This is a genomic window from Rhodosalinus halophilus (genome assembly GCF_003298775.1).
GTDB classification, from domain to species: domain Bacteria; phylum Pseudomonadota; class Alphaproteobacteria; order Rhodobacterales; family Rhodobacteraceae; genus Rhodosalinus; species Rhodosalinus halophilus.
Genome location: NZ_QNTQ01000006.1, coordinates 479,334 through 497,487, shown reverse-complemented (window position 1 = coordinate 497,487; position 18,154 = coordinate 479,334). Strand labels below are relative to the sequence as shown.

Below are 18,154 nucleotides of genomic sequence, written 5' to 3'. Positions count from 1 at the left end.
TGACGGGCGCCCGCCCGATCACTGCGCGGGCTCGCCCACCGAATCCAGCCCCTCGGGCTGACCGGCCACCACGAAGGTCAGGCGCTCCGGATCGAAAAGCTCCGAGGCCACGCGATTGACGTCTTCCAGCGTGACCGCGCGCACGCGGTCGTTGCGGGTCTCGACGTAGTCGATCGGCAGATCGTCCAGCTGCATCGCCACCAGGATGTTGGCGATCGGACCGTTGCCGTCGAAACGCAAGGGATAGGCCCCGGTGAGATAGGTCTTGGCCGACTCGAGTTCTTCGGCCGTCACGCCCTCCCCGGCGACCTTGCGCCACTCGTCACGGATCACCGCGACGGCCTCCGCGATCCGGTCGTTGGCCGAGGCGACACGACCGAGATAGAGCGCAGCGTGGTCCTTGGGCGCGAGATAGGAATAGACGCCGTAGGTCAGGCCGCGCTTCTCGCGGACCTCCTGCATCAGGCGGCTTTCGAAACCGCCCGCGCCGACGATCTGGTTCAGCACGAAGGCCTCGAAGAAATCCTCGTGGTCGCGCGGGATGCCGGCATGGCCGAAGACGGCGACAGACTGGGGGGTGTCGAACTCCACGACCTCGACGCCGCCCGGCATCTCGACCGAGACGTCGGCGGGCTGCTGCGCGCCTTCGGCCGGAAGATCGCCGAGCAGCCGGTCGAGCAGCACGCCCAGCTCTTCGGGGGTGATGTCGCCGGCAGCGCCCACATAGATGCGGTCGCGGGCCAGCGCCGCGCGGTGCGCCGCGACCAGATCCTCGCGCGTGAGCGCCGCGACGCTCTCCGGCGTGCCGTCCGGCGAGGTGCCGTAGGGGTGATCGCCGAAGGCCAGCCGGTCGAAAGCGCGGGAGGCGATGACCCCGGGATCCTGAAGATCCGACCGGATGGCCGAAATCGCCTGCGCCCGCACCCGCTCGGTCGCGTCCGCGTCGAAGCGGGGCTCGACCAGCGAGGCCCGCAGGAGCGTCACGGCTTCGTCCCGCGTCTCGGTCAGGAAGCGGGCCGAGACCGAGACCGCATCGTCGCCCGCGTCGTAGTCGAAATCCGCGGCGATCCCCTCCGTCGCTCGCGCGAAGGCCTGCGCGTCCAACTCGCCCGCGCCCTCCTCGAGAAGCGCGGTCATCAGACGCACGGCGCCGCGCTTGCCGGGCGCGTCGAGCGATGTGCCGCCACGAAAGCGGATCTCGAGCGCGACGAAGGGGATGTTCTGATCCTCCACCAGCCAGGCAGTGATCCCGCCGGGGCTGGTCACCTCCTGGATGTCCACCGCGGCCCGCGCGGGCAACGCGGCGGCGACCGCGATCGCGGCGGCCGCGGCGACGCGGGCGAAGGTTCTGGCGATCATTGCGTCACCTCCTCGGGAGAAACCGCGCCTGCCTCGCGCGGCACGCCGTTCGCCCCCGGCGCCCCGCCCTCTGCGGTGGTCAGCCAGCCCGTCACCGATCGTTCGGGCACCAGAACCTCGCGCGCCGCGGCGAGCAGATCCTGCTCCGTCACCGACTGGAGCACCTCGGGCCAGGCCGCGACGTCCTCGAGCGTGAGGCCCGAGGCCAGCGCGCGACCGTAGCGGTTGGCGAGCGCCTCGACATCGTCCTGCTCGTAGATCCGCGAGGCGCGGAGCTGGAACTTGATCCGGTCGAGCTGTTCGGCGTCCACGCCCTCCTCCAGAAACGCGGCGAGCGTGTCGTCGAGGGCCGCCTCCGCCTCGCCAAGCGTCACGCCCTCGGCCGGCACGACGACGAAGCTGAAGCGTGCGTCGTCACGCTTCGTCGCTCCGTAGAAGGCGCCGGCATAGACGGCGACCTGCTCCTCGAACTGGAGCTTGCGCGTCAGCACCGAGGTCTGCCCCCCGCCGAGCAGCTCCGCCAGGATCACGAGCGCCGCCGCGCGCGTCTGGTCGCCCGGGTCGCGCTCGGGCGCGAGATACTGCCGCTGCACGTAGGGCTGCGCGACGCGCGGATCCTCCATGACGAGCCGCCGGGGCGCGAGATGCGGCGGTTCCTGCGGCCGGGCGCGGGGTCCGACCTCGGGATTGGGCGGGATCGGCCCGTAGTGCTCTTCGGCCAGGCGCCGCACCTCTTCGGGCGTGGTGTCGCCGGCGACGATCAGGATCGCGTTGTTGGGCGCGTAGAAGCGGCGGTAGAAGGCCTTGGCGGCCTCCTTGTCCAATCCTTCGATCTCGTGCCGCCAGCCGATGACCGGCGTGCCGTAGGGGTGGTTGAGATAGAGCGCGGACGCCGTCTGCTCGCGAAAGAGCGCGCCCGGCTCGTTCTCGACCCGCTGGTTGCGCTCCTCGAGGATAACGCCGCGTTCGGTCCGCACGTCCTCGTCGGCGAGCGCCAGATCGGTCATCCGGTCCGCCTCGAGCTGCATCATGCGGCCCAGCCGGTCCGCGGCGACGCGCTGGAAATAGGCGGTGTAATCGTAACTGGTGAAGGCGTTGTCGGATCCGCCCTGCGCCGCAACGGTGGCCGAGAATTCGCCCGGCCCGAGCTCGTCCGTGCCCTTGAACATCAGATGCTCCAGGAAATGGGCGATGCCGGACTGCCCCGGAGGCTCGTCCGCGGCACCGGCGCGATACCACACCATGTGGACCACCAGCGGCGCGCGGTGATCCTCGATCACCACGACCTCCATTCCGTTGTCGAGCGTGAAGCCCGTGACCTTTTCCGCCGCCGCCGCAGCGCCGGTCCACACGATTGTTCCGAGCGCCAGGAGCGCGACCGCCAGCCGCCGCATGTCTCACCTCCGTTCCGGTCTGCTCCATAGCTGGGCAGGCGGGGCGCCGGGTCAAGCGCTTCTACGTCTTTGTGACCTCGCTCAGCGCAGCTCCGGCGGGGCCGAGGGCGTCCGCGCACCCGCCGCGCGATAGCGCCGGTGCGCCTCGAAAGCGTCGAGCGACTGGCTGCGGTAGGCCTGATTGTAGCGGTCCACCCGCACGATCCGCAGATTGGTGAAACGCGCCTTGCCGCGGCGGAACTCCGCGTCCTCGGCCGCGACCAGCGCGCGGATGTTGTCGGGCACGCCGAACCGCGAGGCGGTCGCGACCAGCGCGGCGTCGGAGGCAGGGATGCCGGCGGCCGTCAGCCGGGACGGATCGCCGCCCAGGGCCGCCACGGCATCCGCGCCGGGCGTCAGGTCCGTGCGGTTCGCGCGCCCCGGCGCCGGCGGCGGAAGCTCCGCAAAGGAGGGCGGCGTCTGCAGCGGCTTGTTCGGCACGATGGCGAACTCCTCGGGCCCGCCCGGCGGGTTCGACAGGTCGCGCAGCCGGCCGTCGCCGCTGCACCCCGCAAGGCCCAGAAGCGCCAGTCCGAACACCGTCGCGCGCATCGCCCGCATCGTCACCTCCGTCTCTGCGCGCAGATGTAGCCGATCCTCCCGCGCGCGTCACGGGGCCTTTTTCCGCGTCCCGTCGCCGGTGAACAGCACCAGCCCGAGGGCGCCCGCGAAGATCGAGATGTCGGCGACATTGAAGGAAAAGGGATTGTCGATCCCGCAGCAGGACATGTTGAGGAAATCCGCCACCGCGCCATAGAGCAGACGGTCCACGACATTGCCCAGCGCCCCGCCGACGAGCAGCCCGGCCGAGATCAGGCCCAGGCGCCCCGGCGGGTCGCGCCACATCCAGACCGCGACCGCCGCCGAGATCGCCAGCGCGAGGCCGATCAGAACCCAGCGCGCGGCATCCGAACCGCCCGCGAAGAGCCCGAAGTTGATCCCCGTGTTCCAGGCCATGCGCAGGTTCAGGAAAGGCGGCCAGACGTCGATCGCCCGCACCTGCGCCAGCGCCAGAACATGCACGACGTAGTATTTCAGTGCCTGGTCGATCACGAAGACCGCCGCCGTCACCCAGGCCATCAGCCGCACCGTTCAGCCCCTTCTCGCACCTTTCGGTCCTTCCTCTTGCCAAGAATACCCCAAGGGGAGTCCGGCGCAGCCGGGCGGGGGCAGCGCCCCCTTTGCCCGGCGCTCAGTGACGAAAATGCCGCTCCCCGGTGAAGACCATCGCGAGCCCGTGCGCCTCGGCCGCCGCGATCACCTCGGCGTCGCGCATCGAGCCGCCGGGCTGGATCACCGCGGTCGCGCCGGCCGCGGCGAGCGCCTCGATCCCGTCCGCGAAGGGAAAGAAGGCGTCCGAGGCCACCGCCGCGCCCACGGTGGGCGGCTCCGCGAGGCCCAGGCCCTCGGCCATGGCGCGCGCCTTCTCCGCGGCGATGCGGGCCGAATCCACGCGGCTCATCTGGCCCGCGCCGATACCCACGGTCGCGCCGCCCTTCGCGTAGACGATCGCATTCGACTTCACGTGCTTCGCCACGGCCCAGGCGAAGAGCATGTCGCGCATCTCCGCCTCCGAGGGCGCGCGCGCCGTGACCGTCTTCAGATCGCCGGGCGCGACCAGCCGCGTGTCCGCGTCCTGAACGAGCCAGCCGCCCGCCACCTGCCGCACCGCGAGCGACGGCGCGGCGGGGTCGGCCATGCCCGGCGCGATCAGAAGACGCACATTGGGCTTCTGCGCGAAGAGCGTCTGCGCCTCGTCGTCCACGCCCGGCGCAATGACGACCTCGGTGAAGAGTTCGAGGATCGCCTCCGCCGTCCGGGCGTCGAGCGGGACGTTCAGCGCCACGATGCCGCCGAAGGCGCTCACCGGGTCGCAGTCGCGCGCCCTTTGATAGGCCTCGAGCGCCGAGGCGCCGCGCGCCGCGCCGCAGGGGTTGGCGTGCTTGACGATCACGCAGGCCGCGCCGTCCCCGGGCGGGAATTCGGAGGCGAGCGCGAAGGCCGCGTCTGTGTCGTTGATGTTGTTGTAGCTGAGCGCCTTGCCCTGCAACTGCGACGCCGAGGCGACGCCGGGCGCGGGATGCGTCTCGGCATAGAAGGCCGCTCGCTGGTGCGGGTTCTCGCCGTAGCGCAATTCCTGCGCCAGCCTGCCGCCGACGACCCGCCGCCGCGGCGCGAAGACGCCCAGCGTCTCCGCCATCCAGCCGCTCACCGCCGCGTCATAGGCCGCCGTGCGGCCGAAGGCGGTCAGCGCCAGCGCGCGGCGGAAGGCGAGCGAGGTGGCGCCGTCCTGCGCGTCGAGCTCCGCCAGAAGCGCCGCATAGTCCTCAACGTCCACCACCGCGGCGACATGGGCGTAGTTCTTGGCCGCGGCGCGGATCATCGCCGGCCCGCCGATGTCGATCTGCTCGATCGCGTCCGCGTCGTCTGCGCCGGCGGCGACGGTCGCCTCGAAGGGGTAGAGGTTCACCACCAGAAGGTCGATGGGCGCGATGCCATGCGACTCCATCGCCTGCAGATGCGCCGGATCCTCGCGGAGCGCGAGCAGCCCGCCGTGGATCGCCGGGTGCAGGGTCTTGACCCGACCGCCCATCATCTCGGGCAGTCCCGTCACCTCGGCCACATCGGTCACGTCGCATCCCGCCTCGCGCAGCGCCTGCGCCGTGCCGCCGGTGGACAGCAGCTCCACCCCGCGTGCGGCCAGCGCCTGACCGAGGTCGGCAAGGCCGGTCTTGTCGGAGACCGAGATCAGGGCGCGGCGCAGGGGGACGAGGTCGGACATGGGCAGGCGTCTCCGGACAGTCATTCAAGGGCGTCCGCCGCACCGAAGGCGAGGTCTCGCACCGCCAGCGCGGTGTCCTCCGTCTTGGCCAGCGACCAGCGGACGCGCGAGGCATACTCCAGCGCGCGGCCGGATAAAACGATCTGTTGCGTCGCACGCGGCCGGAGCCGTCCGCGCTCGAGATATACCGACGGCTCGAGGGACAGTCGCGCCGCCGCGTCGCCGCGAAAGACCCAGACTTCGCCCGAGCGCAGCGCGATGGAGACCGCGGTGCCGCCGAGATCGAGTTCGGCATCGGTGTCGGGATGCAGATGAAACCGCGCCTGCCAGGCGATGCCGCGCAGCTTGCCGGCGTCGAGCGCCCGGTCGAAGCGGCGCTTGTCGGCATCTTCGAGCGCGAGCAGGAGATCCTGACCCCGAAGAGTTCGCCCGTCGGCCGACAGTTCGAGCACGCGCGCGTGGGTGAGGCCGAACTCGGCGACATAGCCGTCGTGGCCCGCCTCGAACATCCAGCCCTCGGGGGAACGCGTGGTCACGGCCGGCACACGTGCCGGCGCCACCCGGAGCGGCGCCCTGTCCGAGCGGCCGTCCGGCGCGGAGGTTTCGAGCCGCGCGCTCGACAGCCCCTCCAGGGTCACCGTCGAATGCGACGGTGTCGCGCGCCCGGCGCGTCGCCATCCGGGGCCGAAGCTCGCGCCGGAGCCGCAATTCACGATGACCGGCCGGCGGCCGGAGGTCAGTTCGAAGGCCAGCGTCGAGGCATGCGCGCCGATGCTCGCGTCACCGCGGGGCGGCGGCGCGGCGTCTATGATTGCGGTCGTGCGGCCGGCGGACAGCCGCGCGTATCCCATCGCCAGCCCGTCGTCCCGCCACCGGCGCGAGCCCGACGCGGCCAGCGCGGCGTCGAGACGCCCCTCCGCGCCGCCTCCGCCCCCGTGAAACCGCGCGAGCGCTCCGTCCGCGTGGCGCAGGCTGCGGAGGGTCGGCGCGATCCGGGCGATGGCTCCGCGATGCTCGGGACCGGCCTCGCGGTGAGCGGCACGCAGCGCAGCGTCGGTCCAGGTCAGCAGGCTGAGCACTTCCATCAGCTCTTCTGGGTTGCGGGTCGCAAGCCCCCCATCGGCGTCGATCTGCGTTCGGCACGCGCGCTCTAGCCCGCCGACCGCCGGAGCGAGAAGCCGTTGCAGACCGTCCAGCGCGAGCCCCGCCTGGACCAGCCCGCAGAGCGCCTCGAAGCGCGGCAGGCCCGGCGGCGTCTTGCGCCAGCGCCGGGCCAGGAAGCGCGCATGGGTCGCGAGCGCGCGGAAATACGCCGCCTGACCTTCGGGCGACTGCCCGTGCAGCAGGAAAAGCGCATGATGCAGCCATCGCGTCATGCGTCGGGCGGCCTGCTCCGGGCTCCAGCCCGGCCCGCGCCCGCGCCCGTAGCGCGCGATCCAGCCGTCGAGCCAGCGCTGCGCCAGTCGCCGCGCCGCGGTGTCTCCTGTCGCCGCCAGGTCGTCGAGCCAGCCGAACCCGTGCGTTTCGTCGATGAAGGCCGCGTCGGGCACCTCGATATCCCACAGATCGGCCTCCGGTGCCTCGACCAGATGCCCGGCGAACATCAGGTTCCCCGCGATCAGCTGCCGACCGCGCGACGGGTTCCCGATGGTGCGCGGCTCCGGCTGCGACACGAACCCCGTCGCCGGCCGGCCGAGGCTCGCCCGCCAGGCATGATAGCGGTTCGCCAGCCGCGCATATCGCACGGCCCGGCGCCTTGTCGGTTGTCTGCTCGTCTGCCCCATTCCCGCCCGCGCGGTCCGTTCCGTGCGATGATAGCTGCGGCGCGGCATGAAGTCACCGTCAGGCGAGTCGCCGCGGTGGCGCTGCGCGCCTCAGGCCACGCGGCGAAACGCGGCGATGAAGAAGCCGTCGATGCCCCCGCGCTGCGCCCAGTGGTCGGGGCGCAGGCGCAGGCCCTGCGGCACGCGCCAGTCCGTCTCGATCCCAGGCAGGTCGAGCGCCTCCGGATCGGGCCGCAGCCCCGGATGACGCGCCAGCGCCGCCTCTGCCTGTGCCTCGCCTTCGGCCGGCAGGAGCGAGCAGGTGCAATAGACCAGCCGCCCGCCCGGCGCGAGCAGCTGCACCGCGTGATCGACGAGCTCCGCCTGCAACGCACACAAGGCCGCGACGCCGCTGCCGTCGCGGATATGGGGCAGTTCCGGGTGGCGGCGGATGGTGCCGGTGGCCGAGCAGGGCGCGTCGAGCAGGATCGCCTCGTAGGGGCCGCCTTGGTGCGCGCGCGCGTCCTCGGCCAGCAACCTGGCCGACAGCCCGGTGCGCGCAAGGTTCTGCGACACCCGCTCGAGGCGCGCAGCCGAGAGATCCACCGCCGTCACCTTCGCGCCGGCCGCGGCGAGCTGCATCGTCTTGCCGCCCGGCGCGGCGCAGAGATCGAGCACCCGCTCGGCCGGCCGTGGCGCGAGCGCCAGCGCCGGCAGCGCCGCGCCCGCGTCCTGCACCCACCAGTCGCCCTCGGCGAAGCCCGGCAGCGCCGAGACCTGCGCCCCGCGCGGCAGCCGCAGCGACCCCGTGGGCAGCAGTTCGGCGCCCAGCCGCGCGGCCAGCGCCGCCGGATCGCCCTTCGCGGTGAGGTCGAGCGGCGCGCCGGCGAGATGCGCCGCCTCGATCGCCGCGGCCGCCGCCTCGCCCCAGGCCTCCGCCACCGGCCCGCGCAGCCAGGCGGGCATCTCCGGCACCGGCAGGGTCTTCCATCTCTCGGGCGCTTCTGCGGCCATCTTCCGCAGCACCGCGTTCACCATGCCGCGCGCGGCGGCAGGTTTGCGGCCCGCGCCCGCGACGATCTGAACCCAGTCGTTGACGACGCCATGCGCGGCCCCACCCTGCGCGAGCTCCACGGTGCCCAGCCGCAGGGCCGCGAGCGCCGCGGCGGGCGGCCTGCGCCGCAGGTGCGGCGCGAGCAACGCATCCGCCCGAGCAAGCCCACGGAAGGTCTCGGCCACCAGACGCCGGGCCCGCGCGCGCGCCTCCGGCGCGAGGCCCTGCAGCGCCGGCTCCGCCTCGTCGAGCGTGCGGCGCTCCTCGAGCACGGCGAGAAAGAGCGAGAGCGCCGCGCGGCGGGCCGGCTGGCCCTCGCGGCCGGCGGGGCGCGGGCGTCGGGACATGGGTGACCTGCTTGGCGTCGGAGCGGAGCGGCGCTATATCAGCCGGAGCAGAGCAGGGGAAGGCCATGACGGACAATACCCGCGAAGAGCTGCCGCCGGCAGCCCAGCGCGCACTCGCCGAAGCCGAGGAGCGGCGCAGGACGGCCAGGGCGCTGGAGCTGCCGCCAGAACTCGGCGGTCGCGACGGCCCCGAGCCGGTGCGTTACGGCGACTGGGAACGCAAGGGCCTCGCCATCGATTTCTGAAATCGCGCGGGGCCGCTCGTCCGCCCTTACGGGCGTCCTCGCGAGGAAGGCCGCGAGGCCTGATCGAGCATGCCGCGCAAGGAGCTGAGATGACAGACCGCCCGATCCGCGTGGCGATCAACGGCTTCGGCCGCATCGGCCGCACGCTCGCCCGCCAGATCCTGTCGGGCTCGCCGGGCGTGGAACTCGTGCACGTCAACGACATCGAGGCAGGCGACCTGCTCGCCTATCTCTTCGCTTACGACAGCGTCTTCGGTCCCTGGCCCGACCCGGTGGCGGCGGACGGGGGCGCCTTCGTCACCGGCCCGCATCGCATTCCGCTCACGCAGGCCTCCGACATCTCAGCGCTCGATCTGTCGCGCGTGGACGTGCTGCTGGAATGCACGGGCCGCGCCACCACGCGCGAGGTGGCCGGGCAGGGCCTCGCGGCCGGCGCCGGGCGCGTGCTGATCTCCGGCCCCTCTCCGGCGGCCGACCTCACGGTGGTGCTTGGCGCCAATGAAGACGCGCTGGCCGATCAGCCCGTCGTCTCCAACGCCTCCTGCACCACCAACGCGCTCGCGCCGCTGCTGCGCCTGCTCGACGAGACATGGGGTGTGGAAAGCGGGCATATGACGACCGTGCATTGCTACACCGGCAGCCAGCCCACCGTCGACAAGCCGCGCGGCACGCCCGAACGGTCGCGCGCGGCGGCGCTGTCGATGGTTCCCACCACCACCTCGGCAGGCAAGCTCATCGGCACGGTCCTGCCCCATCTCGAGGGCCGGGTGGAGGCGCGCGCGCTGCGCGTGCCGACCGCGAGCGTCTCCTGCATCGACCTGACCGTGGCCACGAGCGCGCCGGTGACGGCGGAGGCCGTCAACGATCGTCTGCGCACGGCCGCCCGGGAGGGGCCGGTCTTCGGCTGGACCGACGCCCCGCTCGTCTCGTCGGATCTGCGCGGGCGCTGCGAGTCGGTCGTGATGGCCGGACCCGAAACCTCGGTCAACGCGACCGGCCTGCTGCGCGTCTTCGGCTGGTACGACAACGAATGGGGCTATTCCTGCCGGATGCTCGACGTGGTGCGCCGCATGGCGGCGCGCGGCTGAGGTCTCAGCGCAGCCGGAAATCCGCGTGATCCCCTTCGCCCGCGTCCGAGGTGAAGCGGACGGTGTCGCCCCGCACCTCGACGGTCTGGCAGTTGTAGCCCAGTTCGCGCTCGCCCCAGTAGAGATCGCGGCAGAACAGGCCGTCCTGCCACTGCCACTGGCCCGAGACCTCGCGGCCGGCGCCTGTGCCGGTGATGCGGCCATCCGGCGTGACCCGCAGGCGGACCAGCGGATAGGCGAGCGTGCGCCCCTGGACGACCTCGCGAAACTGGGTCTCGTTCTGGATCCGCGCGAAATCGGCCGCGGCGGGCGCGGCGGAGACCGTCGTGGCGGCGAGCGCGGCGGCGGCGAACATGCGCATGGCGGTTCTGTCCCCTCGGTTAGCTCCAGCGGGGGAAGATGCGCCGCGCCTGCATCAAATCAAGACTTTCGCTCGAATGCGCGGGATTTCGCCGATCAGAGGCCCGACAGCCCCAGCACATCGACCATGTCGAACGCGCCCGGGCCCTGCCCCTGTCCCCAGAGCGCGGCCTTGAGCGCGCCGCGGGCGAAGATCGCGCGGTCGGTGGCCACATGGCGCAGCACGATGCGCTCGCCCTCGCCCGCGAAGATCACATCGTGCTCGCCCACGATGTCGCCCCCGCGCAGGGCGTGAAAGCCGATGGCGCCACGCTCCCGCGCGCCGGTCATGCCGTCGCGCGCGCGATCCGCGACTTCCGAGAGGATCGCCCCCCGTCCCTCGGCCGCGGCCGCGCCCAGCATGAGCGCGGTGCCCGAGGGCGCGTCCACCTTGTGCCGGTGATGCGCCTCGACGATCTCGATGTCGAAGTCGGCATCGAGCGCCGCCGCCACACGCCGCGTGAGCTGCACCAGCAGATTGACGCCAAGGCTCATGTTGCCCGCCCGGATCACCGTCGCATGCCGCGCGGCGGCCTTGATCCGCGCGAGCTGCGCCTCGTCCATGCCCGTCGTGCCGATCACATGGACGAGCCGCGCCTGCGCGGCGATGTCGGCGTAACCGACCGTCGCCTCGGGGGTGGTGAAATCGATCACCGCATGCGCCCGTGCGAAGGCCTCGAGCGCATCGTCGGTGACCGTCACGCCGAGCGCCGCGCCCCCCATCGCCTCGCCCGGGTCGCGGCCGATCCAGTCGTGGCCCGGACGCTCCAGCGCCCCGATCAGCCGCGCCTGTGCGCTGTCGCGCAGGGTCTCGACGAGCATCCGCCCCATGCGCCCCGAGACGCCCGTCACCACGATTCCCGGCAGATCCGCCATGTCGATCCCTCCGTTCCCGGCGCCTGCAGTAGCGCAGCCGCCGCCGCTTGGCAAAGCCTGCGCGCGGCCTTAAGTGGGGGGTATGGCGCGACCCCGATCCTCCGGCCAGAGCGGCCCCAGCCAGCGACAGCTTCGCGTCGGCGAGCTGATCCGGCGGCGTCTGTCCGACGTGCTGATGAAGGGCGACGTGCACGATCCCGATCTCAACCGCCTGTCGCTCACCGTGGGCGAGGTGCGCACCTCGCCGGACCTGAAGGTGGCGACCGCCTTCGTCCTGCCACTGGGCGGGCGCGACCGGGAAGAGGCGCTGGAGCTTCTCGACCGCAACCGCGGCGAGCTGCGGCGCCAGGTGGCCAAGGGGTTGGAGCTGAAATTCGCGCCCGAGCTGCGCTTCCGCATCGACGAGAGCTTCGACCGCATGGACGAGACGCGCCGCCTGCTCGCGCAGCCCGACGTGCGGCGCGACATCGAGGAGTAGGGCACATGCTGCGCGCCCTGCTCGCGGCGGCGCTGGCGCTCGGCCTGGCCCTGCCCGCGGGTGCGGCCGAGTGCCGGCGCATCGCGCACGAAGGCCGCCCCTACACGATCTGCGACGTCTATCCGGCGCGCGACGCGCTGCGGCTCTTCCACACCGATGCCGAGGGCCGGCCCTACGGGCATTTCGGCACGCTCGACGCGGCGCTCGCGGCGCAGGGCCTGCGGCTCGGCGCGGCGATGAACGCCGGCATGTATCACGAGGACCGCTCGCCGGTCGGGCTTTACGTCGAGGAAGGCCGGCAGACGATGCATCTCGTGACCTCCCCGGGCCCCGGCAACTTCGGCCTGCTGCCCAACGGGGTGCTCTGCCTGCGCGACGGCCGCGCCGAGGTGATCGAGACGCGCCGCTTCGAAAAGGCGGCGCCCGCCTGCCGCTTCGCCACGCAGTCGGGACCGATGCTGGTGATCGACGGCGAATTGCACCCGCGCTTCCTGCCCGATTCGACCTCGCGCTACGTGCGCAACGGCGTGGGCACCAGCGCCGACGGCGATCGGCTGGTGATGGCGATCTCCGAGGTGCCGGTCACCTTCCACGAATTCGGCCGTCTCTTCCGCGACGTGCTGCGGCTGCCGCAGGCGCTCTACCTCGACGGCAACGTCTCGCGCCTGCACGCCCCCTCCCTCGGCCGGTCGGACTTCGGCCGCCCGATGGGCCCGATCCTGGGCGTGGTCGAGCCGGCGGGCTGAGCCGCGGGAGCCGCGCGTCGCGCAGACCCCTCGCGGCGACCGCACGACCCGGTCCTTCTTCTTGGAGCGAAATATCCTCGGGCGGTGAGGCGGCGAAGCCGCCGAGGGGGCAGACAGCCCCCCTGCCGCCCCCCGCTGCCTGGCGCCGGCGGCGGGTCAGGCGCCGGCCACGGCCGGCGCACCCCGCTCCCAGGCCTCGGGCGGGGTCAGCCGGTCGCGCAGCAACGCCACCGGGTGCGCGCGCAGCGTGAGCCGCATGGCGACGTAATCCTCCACCACCTCCTCGCCCAGCGTCATGGCGGGCAGATGGGCGGCGGGCTCGTCGATGCCCTCGCCCTCCATCTGGCCTTCGAAGAGCGGCAGCGGCGCGGGCGCGCGCAGCGCCTTGGCCTCCCACAGCGCCTCGCGCCGGGGGATCCCCAGATCGGCGAAGACATCGGCCTCGGCCAGCCGGGCCAGAACGCCGGGCGCCACGCCCGCCCGGCGCCAGACGTCCTCGACCGTGCGGTAGCCGTTGCCGCGCGCCGCCGCGATCCAGGCCGCGTCCTCCTCCCGCAACCCGCGGATCTGGCGGAACCCCAGCCGCAGGGCGAGGCCGCCCTTCCCGTCGGGCTCCATCGCGTTGTCCCAGTAGCTCATGTTGATGCAGACGGGGCGCACCTCGACCCCATGCTCGCGCGCGTCGCGCACAATCTGCGCCGGCGCGTAGAAGCCCATGGGCTGCGCGTTCAGGAGCGCGCAGGCGAAGAGGCCGGGGTGGTGCCGCTTGATCCAGGCCGAGGCATAGACCAGCAGCGCGAAGCTCGCCGCGTGGCTTTCGGGAAAGCCGTAGCTGCCGAAGCCCTCGATCTGGCTGAAACACCGCTCGGCGAAGTCGCGGTCGTAGCCGTTCGCCGCCATGCCGCGCAGGAAGCGGGTGCGGAACTCGCCGACGTTGCCGTGCTTCTTGAAGGTGGCGAGCGCGCGGCGCAGCTGGTCGGCCTCTTCCGGGGTGAAGTTCGCGCCCACGATGGCGATCTGCATCGCCTGTTCCTGAAAGAGCGGCACGCCCAGCGTCTTGCCCAGCACCTCGCCCAGCGCGTCGGAGGGGAAGGTGACGGGCTCCTCGCCGTTCCGGCGCCGGATGTAGGGATGCACCATGTCGCCCTGGATCGGGCCGGGGCGGATGATCGCCACCTGGATCACCAGGTCGTAGAAGCAGCGCGGGCGCATCCGCGGCAGGAAGTTCATCTGCGCGCGGCTCTCCACCTGGAAGAGCCCGAGCGAATCGGCCCGGCAGAGCATGTCGTAGACGGCCGGATCCTCCTGCGGCAGGGTGGCCAGCGTGTAATCCGCGCCGTGGTGCTGACGCATCAGGTCGAAGGCCTTGCGCAGGCAGGTCAGCATGCCGAGCGCCAGCACGTCCACCTTGAGGATGCCCAGCGCGTCGATGTCGTCCTTGTCCCAGCAGATGACGGTGCGGTCCTCCATGCTGGCGTTCTCGATCGGGCAGAGCTCGTCGAGCCGGCCCTCGGTGATGACGAAGCCGCCGACGTGCTGGCTGAGGTGCCGGGGAAAGCCCACGATCTCGTCGATCAGCTCCATCGTCTGGCTCAGGCGCCGGTCCGAAGGGTCGAGGCCGATCTCGCGCAGGCGCTCGGCTTCCGTGCCGCTCATGCCGTAGAAACCCCAGAGCTGCGAGCTGAGCGCGGCGACCGTGTCCTCGGAAAGCCCCATGGCGCGGCCCACCTCACGGATCGCGCGCTTGCCGCGGTAGTGGATCACCGTGGCGCAGAGGCCCGCGCGGTGGCGGCCGTAGCGCTCGTAGATCCACTGGATCACCTCCTCGCGGCGCTCGTGCTCGAAATCCACGTCGATGTCGGGCGGCTCGTCCCGCGCCTCTGACACGAAGCGCTCGAAGACCATGGTGCCGATCTCGGGCGAGACGGAGGTGATGCCCAGGCAGTAGCAGACCACCGAGTTCGCCGCCGATCCCCGCCCCTGGCAGAGGATGCCGCGCGAGCGGGCGAAGGCCACGACGTCGCGCACGGTCAGGAAATAGGGCTCGTACTTCAGCTTGGCGATCAGGGCGAGTTCATGCGCCATCAGCCTTGTCACCCGCTCCGGCGCGCCGTCGGGGTAGCGCCAGCGCAGCCCTTCGCGGGCGAGACGGGCGAGCCGCTGGGAGGCGCTTTCGCCCTCCGCCACCTCCGAGGGGTATTCGTAGCGCAGCTCGTCGAGTGCGAAGGTGCAGCGCGCGGCCAGCGCCTCGGTCCGCTCCACCGCGTCCGCGTGACCCCGGAACAGGCGGCGCATCTCGGCCGGCGTGCGCAGCCGCTGCTCGGCGTTGGCGAGTGCCGCGCGGCCCAGCGCATCGACCCGCGTGCCGGTGCGGATCGCGGTCAGCACATCCGCCAGCCGCCGGCGGCGGCCGTGGTGCATCATGGGCCGCGCGGTGGCGAGCGTGGGCAGGTCGAGCGCCGCCGCCTCCGCCGCCCAGAGGGCGAAGCGGCGGGCGTCCTGCCCGTCATAGACCGGCGCGAGGGCGAGGTGGATCTGCCCGGGAAAGCGCCGCGCGAGCCGGGCCGCCTGTCGCCGCCAGTCCGCGGGCCAGTCGAGCGCGCGGGCCGGCGGATGCAACAGAAGCTCCAGCCCCTCCATCCCCTCCCGCACGTCCTCCATGCGGAGCGCGCAGTCGCCCTTGGGCGCGCGCAGCCGCCCGCGCGAGATGAGCCGGCAGAGCCGCGCCCAGCCCGCCCGCGTGGCGGCGAGCGCGGTGAAGTCCGGCCCGTCGGACAGCACGATCCGCGCGGCGGGGATCAGCCGCGGCACGTTGCGGATGTTGGCCGAGGGGGGCGGCGGCAGATCGGGCGGCGCGGGCGGGCCGATGAACCGGCCGTCATGTGCGCGCGCCTCGATCTCCGCCACCTCGCGGGCGATCCTGCGCGCCTCCGTATGGGCGCGGACGATGCCGGCGACCGAGTTCGCGTCGGCCACCGCGATGGCCGAAAGCCCCATGAGCGCGGCGCGCTGCATGTATTCCTCGGGGTGCGAGGCCCCGGTGAGAAAGGTGAAGTTCGAGGTGATCGAAAGCTCTGCGACCATGGCGAGTCGCGAGTATATTCACCTTTTGTTCTCATGTGGAGTCGAGCATCGCGAGGACGCCCGACCCGCGCTCATGCGGCCTTCATCATCGCGTTCACCTCTTCGGGCGGCTGATCGGCCACATGGCCCAGCTCGCCCTTGTCCACATGCATCTTCAGCAGGGTGAAGACGCCCTTGACGGCGGTCTCGGGATCGACGCTGCTGCCGTCCTGATCGAGCTTTCCGCGGACAAAGTCGAGATAGGCCTCGCGCGAGCGCTCCTTGTGCGGCGTCGCGGAGGGCTTCCAGTCCTCGTAGTAGATTCCGCGAATGAGCAGCGGCAACTGCTGGCCGAGATGCACGGCCTCGTCCGGCGTCATCCGGTCGCGCAGCGCATGCAGGCCGCCGCGCAGCGCATGGTAGGCCTCCTGCTTGTCGCCGCCGGTGGCCTGGGCCAGTTCGTTGAGCCACTCGTGCGTCTCGTGCATCGTCCGGTCGAGGACGGAGGGGGTATTGTCGGTCATCGCTCGGCCTCCCTTGCGTTCCTGTATCCGGCAAGGGCAACGCCCGCGGCGGCGGGGCCGTTCCCGGCGATCAGCCGCGCAGCGTGTCCGAGAACTGCGCCAGCACCTCCTCGTAGACCTGACGCTTGAAGGGCACGATCACGCCCGGCAGCGCCTCGGGCGCGATCCATCGCCAGGCGGAGAATTCGGGATGCTCGGTGGCGATGTTCACCTGGTCGTCGGTGCCGAGGAAACGCATCAGCACCCATTTCTGCTTCTGCCCCTTGTAGCGACCGCCCCAGATCTTGGGGACGAGGTCGTGGGGCAGATCATAGGTTACCCAGTCGGGGCTTTCGGCCTCGATACGCACCAGGTCGGGCGAGAGACCCGTCTCTTCCCCGAGTTCGCGCAGCGCGGCCTCTTCGACGCTCTCGCCGGGGTCGATGCCGCCCTGGGGCATCTGCCACGCCGGGCCGGGATTGTCGATGCGCTGGCCGACGAAGACCCTGCCCCCGGCGTCGACGAGCATGACTCCGACGCAGGGGCGGTAGGGGAGGCGTTCGATCTCGTCAGGGGTCATCGCTCGCTCCGTTCGAAAAATCTCCTTCGAAGATTTTTCCGCGCGGCGGCCGCGGACCGGCGGTTTTCCTGCCGAAAAATCGCCGGCCCCGATCCGTCACTCCTGCGCCGGTTCCAGCGCGGTGAGCCCCTTGAGGATGTCGATCGCGTAGGCGAGCTGATAGTCCTCTTCGCGCAGGCGGGCCGCGGCCTCGGCGCGCGCACGGTCCTCTTCGATCTGGCGGATCTCGTCCTCGGACAGGCTGTCGTTGTCGAGCCGCCCGCGCAGGTCAGCCTCGGAGCGCGAGGGCCTGCCGGCCGCGTCCTCCTCGTCGTCGGCGGGACGGCGCGGCGGCTGCGCCACGAGGATGTCGGGCGAGATGCCCAGCGCCTGGATCGAACGGCCCGAGGGCGTGTAGTAGCGCGCGGTCGTCAGCCGCATCGCCGCGTCGCCCCGGAGCGGCATGACCGTCTGCACCGAGCCCTTGCCGAAGCTCTTGGTGCCCACGACGATGGCGCGGCGATGGTCCTGCAGCGCGCCGGCCACGATCTCGGAGGCCGAGGCGGAGCCGCCGTTGATGAGCACCACGATCGGCTTGCCCTGCGCCAAATCGCCGGCGGTGGCGTTGTAGCGGTCGCCCTCTTCAGGGTTTCGGCCGCGGGTGGAGACGATCTCGCCCTTCTCGAGGAAGGCGTCGGAGACGCGGATCGCCTGGTTGAGCAGGCCGCCGGGGTTGTTGCGCAGGTCGAGGACGATGCCGTTGATGTTCTCCAGACCGCCCGCGGCCTCGATCTGCTCTTCCAGCCCCTCCTCGAGATTGGGATAGGTCTGGTCGTTGAAGGTGGTCACGCGAAGCACGACGCTGTCGCCTTCGAGGCGCGAGCGCACGGCGGTCAGCGTGATCGTGTCGCGGATGATCGAGACGTCGAAGGGTTCCGCCTCGCCCTCGCGGACGACCGTGACGATGATTTCGGAACCCACCGGGCCGCGCATCAGATCGACCGCCTCGTCCAGCGTCAGGCCAAGGACCGATTCGCCGTCGACATGGGTGATGAAGTCGCCGGCCTCGATCCCCGCCGCGTCGGCCGGCGTGCCGTCGATCGGCGAGACGACCTTGACGAAGCCGTCCTCCTGCGTGACCTCGATGCCGAGGCCGCCGAACTCGCCCCGCGTCTGCACGCGCATCGCCCGGGCATCCTCGGGCGAGAGGTAGCTCGAATGCGGATCGAGCGAGGTGAGCATGCCGTTGATCGCCGCCTCGATCAGATCGGCCTCGTCCACCTCTTCGACGTATTGCGCGCGGATCCGCTCGAAGATGTCGCCGAAGAGGTCGAGCTGCTCGTAGACGCTCGAGGCCCGGGCACCCTCCTGCGCGAGCAGCGGGCCCGCGATCTGGGTGGTGGCCACGATCCCGGCGAGCGTGCCGGCCGCGGCGGCCATGATGGTCTTCTTCATGCGG

The 18,154-nt window shown here is 71.8% G+C and carries 17 protein-coding genes; 4 read left to right on the top strand and 13 right to left on the bottom strand.

The annotated features are described in order from the left end of the window. Positions 1-18: 18 nt before the first annotated feature. From DRV85_RS09010 to DRV85_RS08980, 7 genes are all read right to left on the bottom strand, one after another. Positions 19-1,359, bottom strand: coding sequence for a M16 family metallopeptidase (locus DRV85_RS09010; RefSeq protein WP_113289106.1), 1,341 nt, complete (start codon positions 1,357-1,359; stop codon positions 19-21). Next, a complete protein-coding gene (locus DRV85_RS09005) occupies positions 1,356-2,753 on the bottom strand; it encodes a M16 family metallopeptidase (protein WP_113289105.1) in 1,398 nt (465 codons plus the stop codon). Before DRV85_RS09005 ends, DRV85_RS09010 begins: the two co-directional genes overlap by 4 nt. Positions 2,754-2,834: 81 nt before the next feature. Continuing rightward, complete coding sequence (locus tag DRV85_RS09000) at positions 2,835-3,353, bottom strand: DUF3035 domain-containing protein (RefSeq protein WP_113289104.1); 519 nt, start codon at positions 3,351-3,353, stop codon at positions 2,835-2,837. Positions 3,354-3,401: 48 nt separating this feature from the next. Further along, positions 3,402-3,881: a signal peptidase II gene (gene lspA / locus DRV85_RS08995; RefSeq protein WP_113289103.1), complete on the bottom strand. Its 480-nt coding sequence runs from the start codon at positions 3,879-3,881 to the stop codon at positions 3,402-3,404. A 103-nt stretch (positions 3,882-3,984) separates the two neighbouring features. Continuing rightward, positions 3,985-5,574, bottom strand: a complete 1,590-nt coding sequence (purH, locus tag DRV85_RS08990; RefSeq protein WP_113289102.1) for a bifunctional phosphoribosylaminoimidazolecarboxamide formyltransferase/IMP cyclohydrolase — start codon at positions 5,572-5,574, stop codon at positions 3,985-3,987. Positions 5,575-5,594: 20 nt separating this feature from the next. After that, the gene (locus DRV85_RS08985; RefSeq protein ID WP_233495450.1) at positions 5,595-7,358 is read right to left on the bottom strand and encodes a heparinase II/III family protein; all 1,764 of its coding nucleotides are present in this window, start codon (positions 7,356-7,358) and stop codon (positions 5,595-5,597) included. 90 nt (positions 7,359-7,448) lie between these two features. Beyond that, positions 7,449-8,738, bottom strand: a complete 1,290-nt coding sequence (locus tag DRV85_RS08980; RefSeq protein WP_113289100.1) for an RsmB/NOP family class I SAM-dependent RNA methyltransferase — start codon at positions 8,736-8,738, stop codon at positions 7,449-7,451. A gap of 65 nt (positions 8,739-8,803) precedes the next feature. Here DRV85_RS08980 and DRV85_RS08975 point away from each other — a divergent pair, with 65 nt between their 5' ends. Together DRV85_RS08975 and DRV85_RS08970 are read left to right on the top strand one after the other, a co-directional pair. Further along, positions 8,804-8,983, top strand: coding sequence for a DUF1674 domain-containing protein (locus DRV85_RS08975; RefSeq protein WP_113289099.1), 180 nt, complete (start codon positions 8,804-8,806; stop codon positions 8,981-8,983). Between the two features lie 89 nt (positions 8,984-9,072). Further along, positions 9,073-10,071 (top strand): type I glyceraldehyde-3-phosphate dehydrogenase, encoded by a 999-nt coding sequence (locus DRV85_RS08970; protein WP_113289098.1) that lies wholly within the window; start codon positions 9,073-9,075, stop codon positions 10,069-10,071. 4 nt (positions 10,072-10,075) lie between these two features. On the opposite strand, the gene DRV85_RS08965 is transcribed toward DRV85_RS08970, so the two are convergent. Both DRV85_RS08965 and dapB read right to left on the bottom strand, forming a co-directional pair. Beyond that, complete coding sequence (locus DRV85_RS08965; protein ID WP_113289097.1) at positions 10,076-10,432, bottom strand: dihydrodipicolinate reductase; 357 nt, start codon at positions 10,430-10,432, stop codon at positions 10,076-10,078. Between the two features lie 95 nt (positions 10,433-10,527). After that, complete coding sequence (gene dapB / locus DRV85_RS08960; protein ID WP_113289096.1) at positions 10,528-11,346, bottom strand: 4-hydroxy-tetrahydrodipicolinate reductase; 819 nt, start codon at positions 11,344-11,346, stop codon at positions 10,528-10,530. Positions 11,347-11,428: 82 nt separating this feature from the next. On the opposite strand from dapB, the gene rbfA reads away from it, so the two are divergent. Both rbfA and DRV85_RS08950 read left to right on the top strand, forming a co-directional pair. Beyond that, positions 11,429-11,824, top strand: a complete 396-nt coding sequence (gene rbfA / locus DRV85_RS08955) for a 30S ribosome-binding factor RbfA (RefSeq protein WP_113289095.1) — start codon at positions 11,429-11,431, stop codon at positions 11,822-11,824. 5 nt (positions 11,825-11,829) lie between these two features. Next, complete coding sequence (locus tag DRV85_RS08950; protein ID WP_113289094.1) at positions 11,830-12,570, top strand: phosphodiester glycosidase family protein; 741 nt, start codon at positions 11,830-11,832, stop codon at positions 12,568-12,570. A gap of 156 nt (positions 12,571-12,726) precedes the next feature. On the opposite strand, the gene DRV85_RS08945 is transcribed toward DRV85_RS08950, so the two are convergent. The 4 genes from DRV85_RS08945 to DRV85_RS08930 all read right to left on the bottom strand — a co-directional run bounded on the left by DRV85_RS08945 (position 12,727) and on the right by DRV85_RS08930 (position 18,150). Next, positions 12,727-15,654 carry an error-prone DNA polymerase gene (locus DRV85_RS08945; protein ID WP_113289093.1) on the bottom strand — a complete coding sequence of 976 codons (2,928 nt, stop codon included), beginning with the start codon at positions 15,652-15,654 and terminating at the stop codon, positions 12,727-12,729. 71 nt (positions 15,655-15,725) lie between these two features. Then, a complete protein-coding gene (locus tag DRV85_RS08940) occupies positions 15,726-16,157 on the bottom strand; it encodes a DUF2267 domain-containing protein (RefSeq protein WP_113289092.1) in 432 nt (143 codons plus the stop codon). Between the two features lie 70 nt (positions 16,158-16,227). Then, positions 16,228-16,716, bottom strand: a complete 489-nt coding sequence (locus DRV85_RS08935) for an RNA pyrophosphohydrolase (protein WP_113289091.1) — start codon at positions 16,714-16,716, stop codon at positions 16,228-16,230. Positions 16,717-16,812: 96 nt separating this feature from the next. Further along, entirely contained in the window at positions 16,813-18,150 is a 1,338-nt protein-coding gene (locus DRV85_RS08930; RefSeq protein ID WP_113289090.1) for a S41 family peptidase, read from the bottom strand. Between the last annotated feature and the right edge of the window lie 4 nt (positions 18,151-18,154).

Bases quoted from the DNA above. Each gene is read 5' to 3' on its own strand.
- rbfA (WP_113289095.1), top strand. From the start codon at position 11,429: ATGGCGCGACCCCGATCCTCCGGCCAGAGCGGCCCCAGCCAGCGACAG.
- DRV85_RS08930 (WP_113289090.1), bottom strand. From the start codon at position 18,150: ATGAAGAAGACCATCATGGCCGCCGCGGCCGGCACGCTCGCCGGGATC.
- dapB (WP_113289096.1), bottom strand. From the start codon at position 11,346: ATGGCGGATCTGCCGGGAATCGTGGTGACGGGCGTCTCGGGGCGCATG.
- DRV85_RS08975 (WP_113289099.1), top strand. From the start codon at position 8,804: ATGACGGACAATACCCGCGAAGAGCTGCCGCCGGCAGCCCAGCGCGCA.
- DRV85_RS08945 (WP_113289093.1), bottom strand. From the start codon at position 15,654: ATGGTCGCAGAGCTTTCGATCACCTCGAACTTCACCTTTCTCACCGGG.
- DRV85_RS08935 (WP_113289091.1), bottom strand. From the start codon at position 16,716: ATGACCCCTGACGAGATCGAACGCCTCCCCTACCGCCCCTGCGTCGGA.
- DRV85_RS09010 (WP_113289106.1), bottom strand. From the start codon at position 1,359: ATGATCGCCAGAACCTTCGCCCGCGTCGCCGCGGCCGCCGCGATCGCG.
- DRV85_RS09000 (WP_113289104.1), bottom strand. From the start codon at position 3,353: ATGCGGGCGATGCGCGCGACGGTGTTCGGACTGGCGCTTCTGGGCCTT.
- DRV85_RS08940 (WP_113289092.1), bottom strand. From the start codon at position 16,157: ATGACCGACAATACCCCCTCCGTCCTCGACCGGACGATGCACGAGACG.
- purH (WP_113289102.1), bottom strand. From the start codon at position 5,574: ATGTCCGACCTCGTCCCCCTGCGCCGCGCCCTGATCTCGGTCTCCGAC.
- DRV85_RS08985 (WP_233495450.1), bottom strand. From the start codon at position 7,358: ATGGGGCAGACGAGCAGACAACCGACAAGGCGCCGGGCCGTGCGATAT.
- DRV85_RS08965 (WP_113289097.1), bottom strand. From the start codon at position 10,432: ATGCGCATGTTCGCCGCCGCCGCGCTCGCCGCCACGACGGTCTCCGCC.
- DRV85_RS08980 (WP_113289100.1), bottom strand. From the start codon at position 8,738: ATGTCCCGACGCCCGCGCCCCGCCGGCCGCGAGGGCCAGCCGGCCCGC.
- DRV85_RS08970 (WP_113289098.1), top strand. From the start codon at position 9,073: ATGACAGACCGCCCGATCCGCGTGGCGATCAACGGCTTCGGCCGCATC.
- DRV85_RS08950 (WP_113289094.1), top strand. From the start codon at position 11,830: ATGCTGCGCGCCCTGCTCGCGGCGGCGCTGGCGCTCGGCCTGGCCCTG.
- DRV85_RS09005 (WP_113289105.1), bottom strand. From the start codon at position 2,753: ATGCGGCGGCTGGCGGTCGCGCTCCTGGCGCTCGGAACAATCGTGTGG.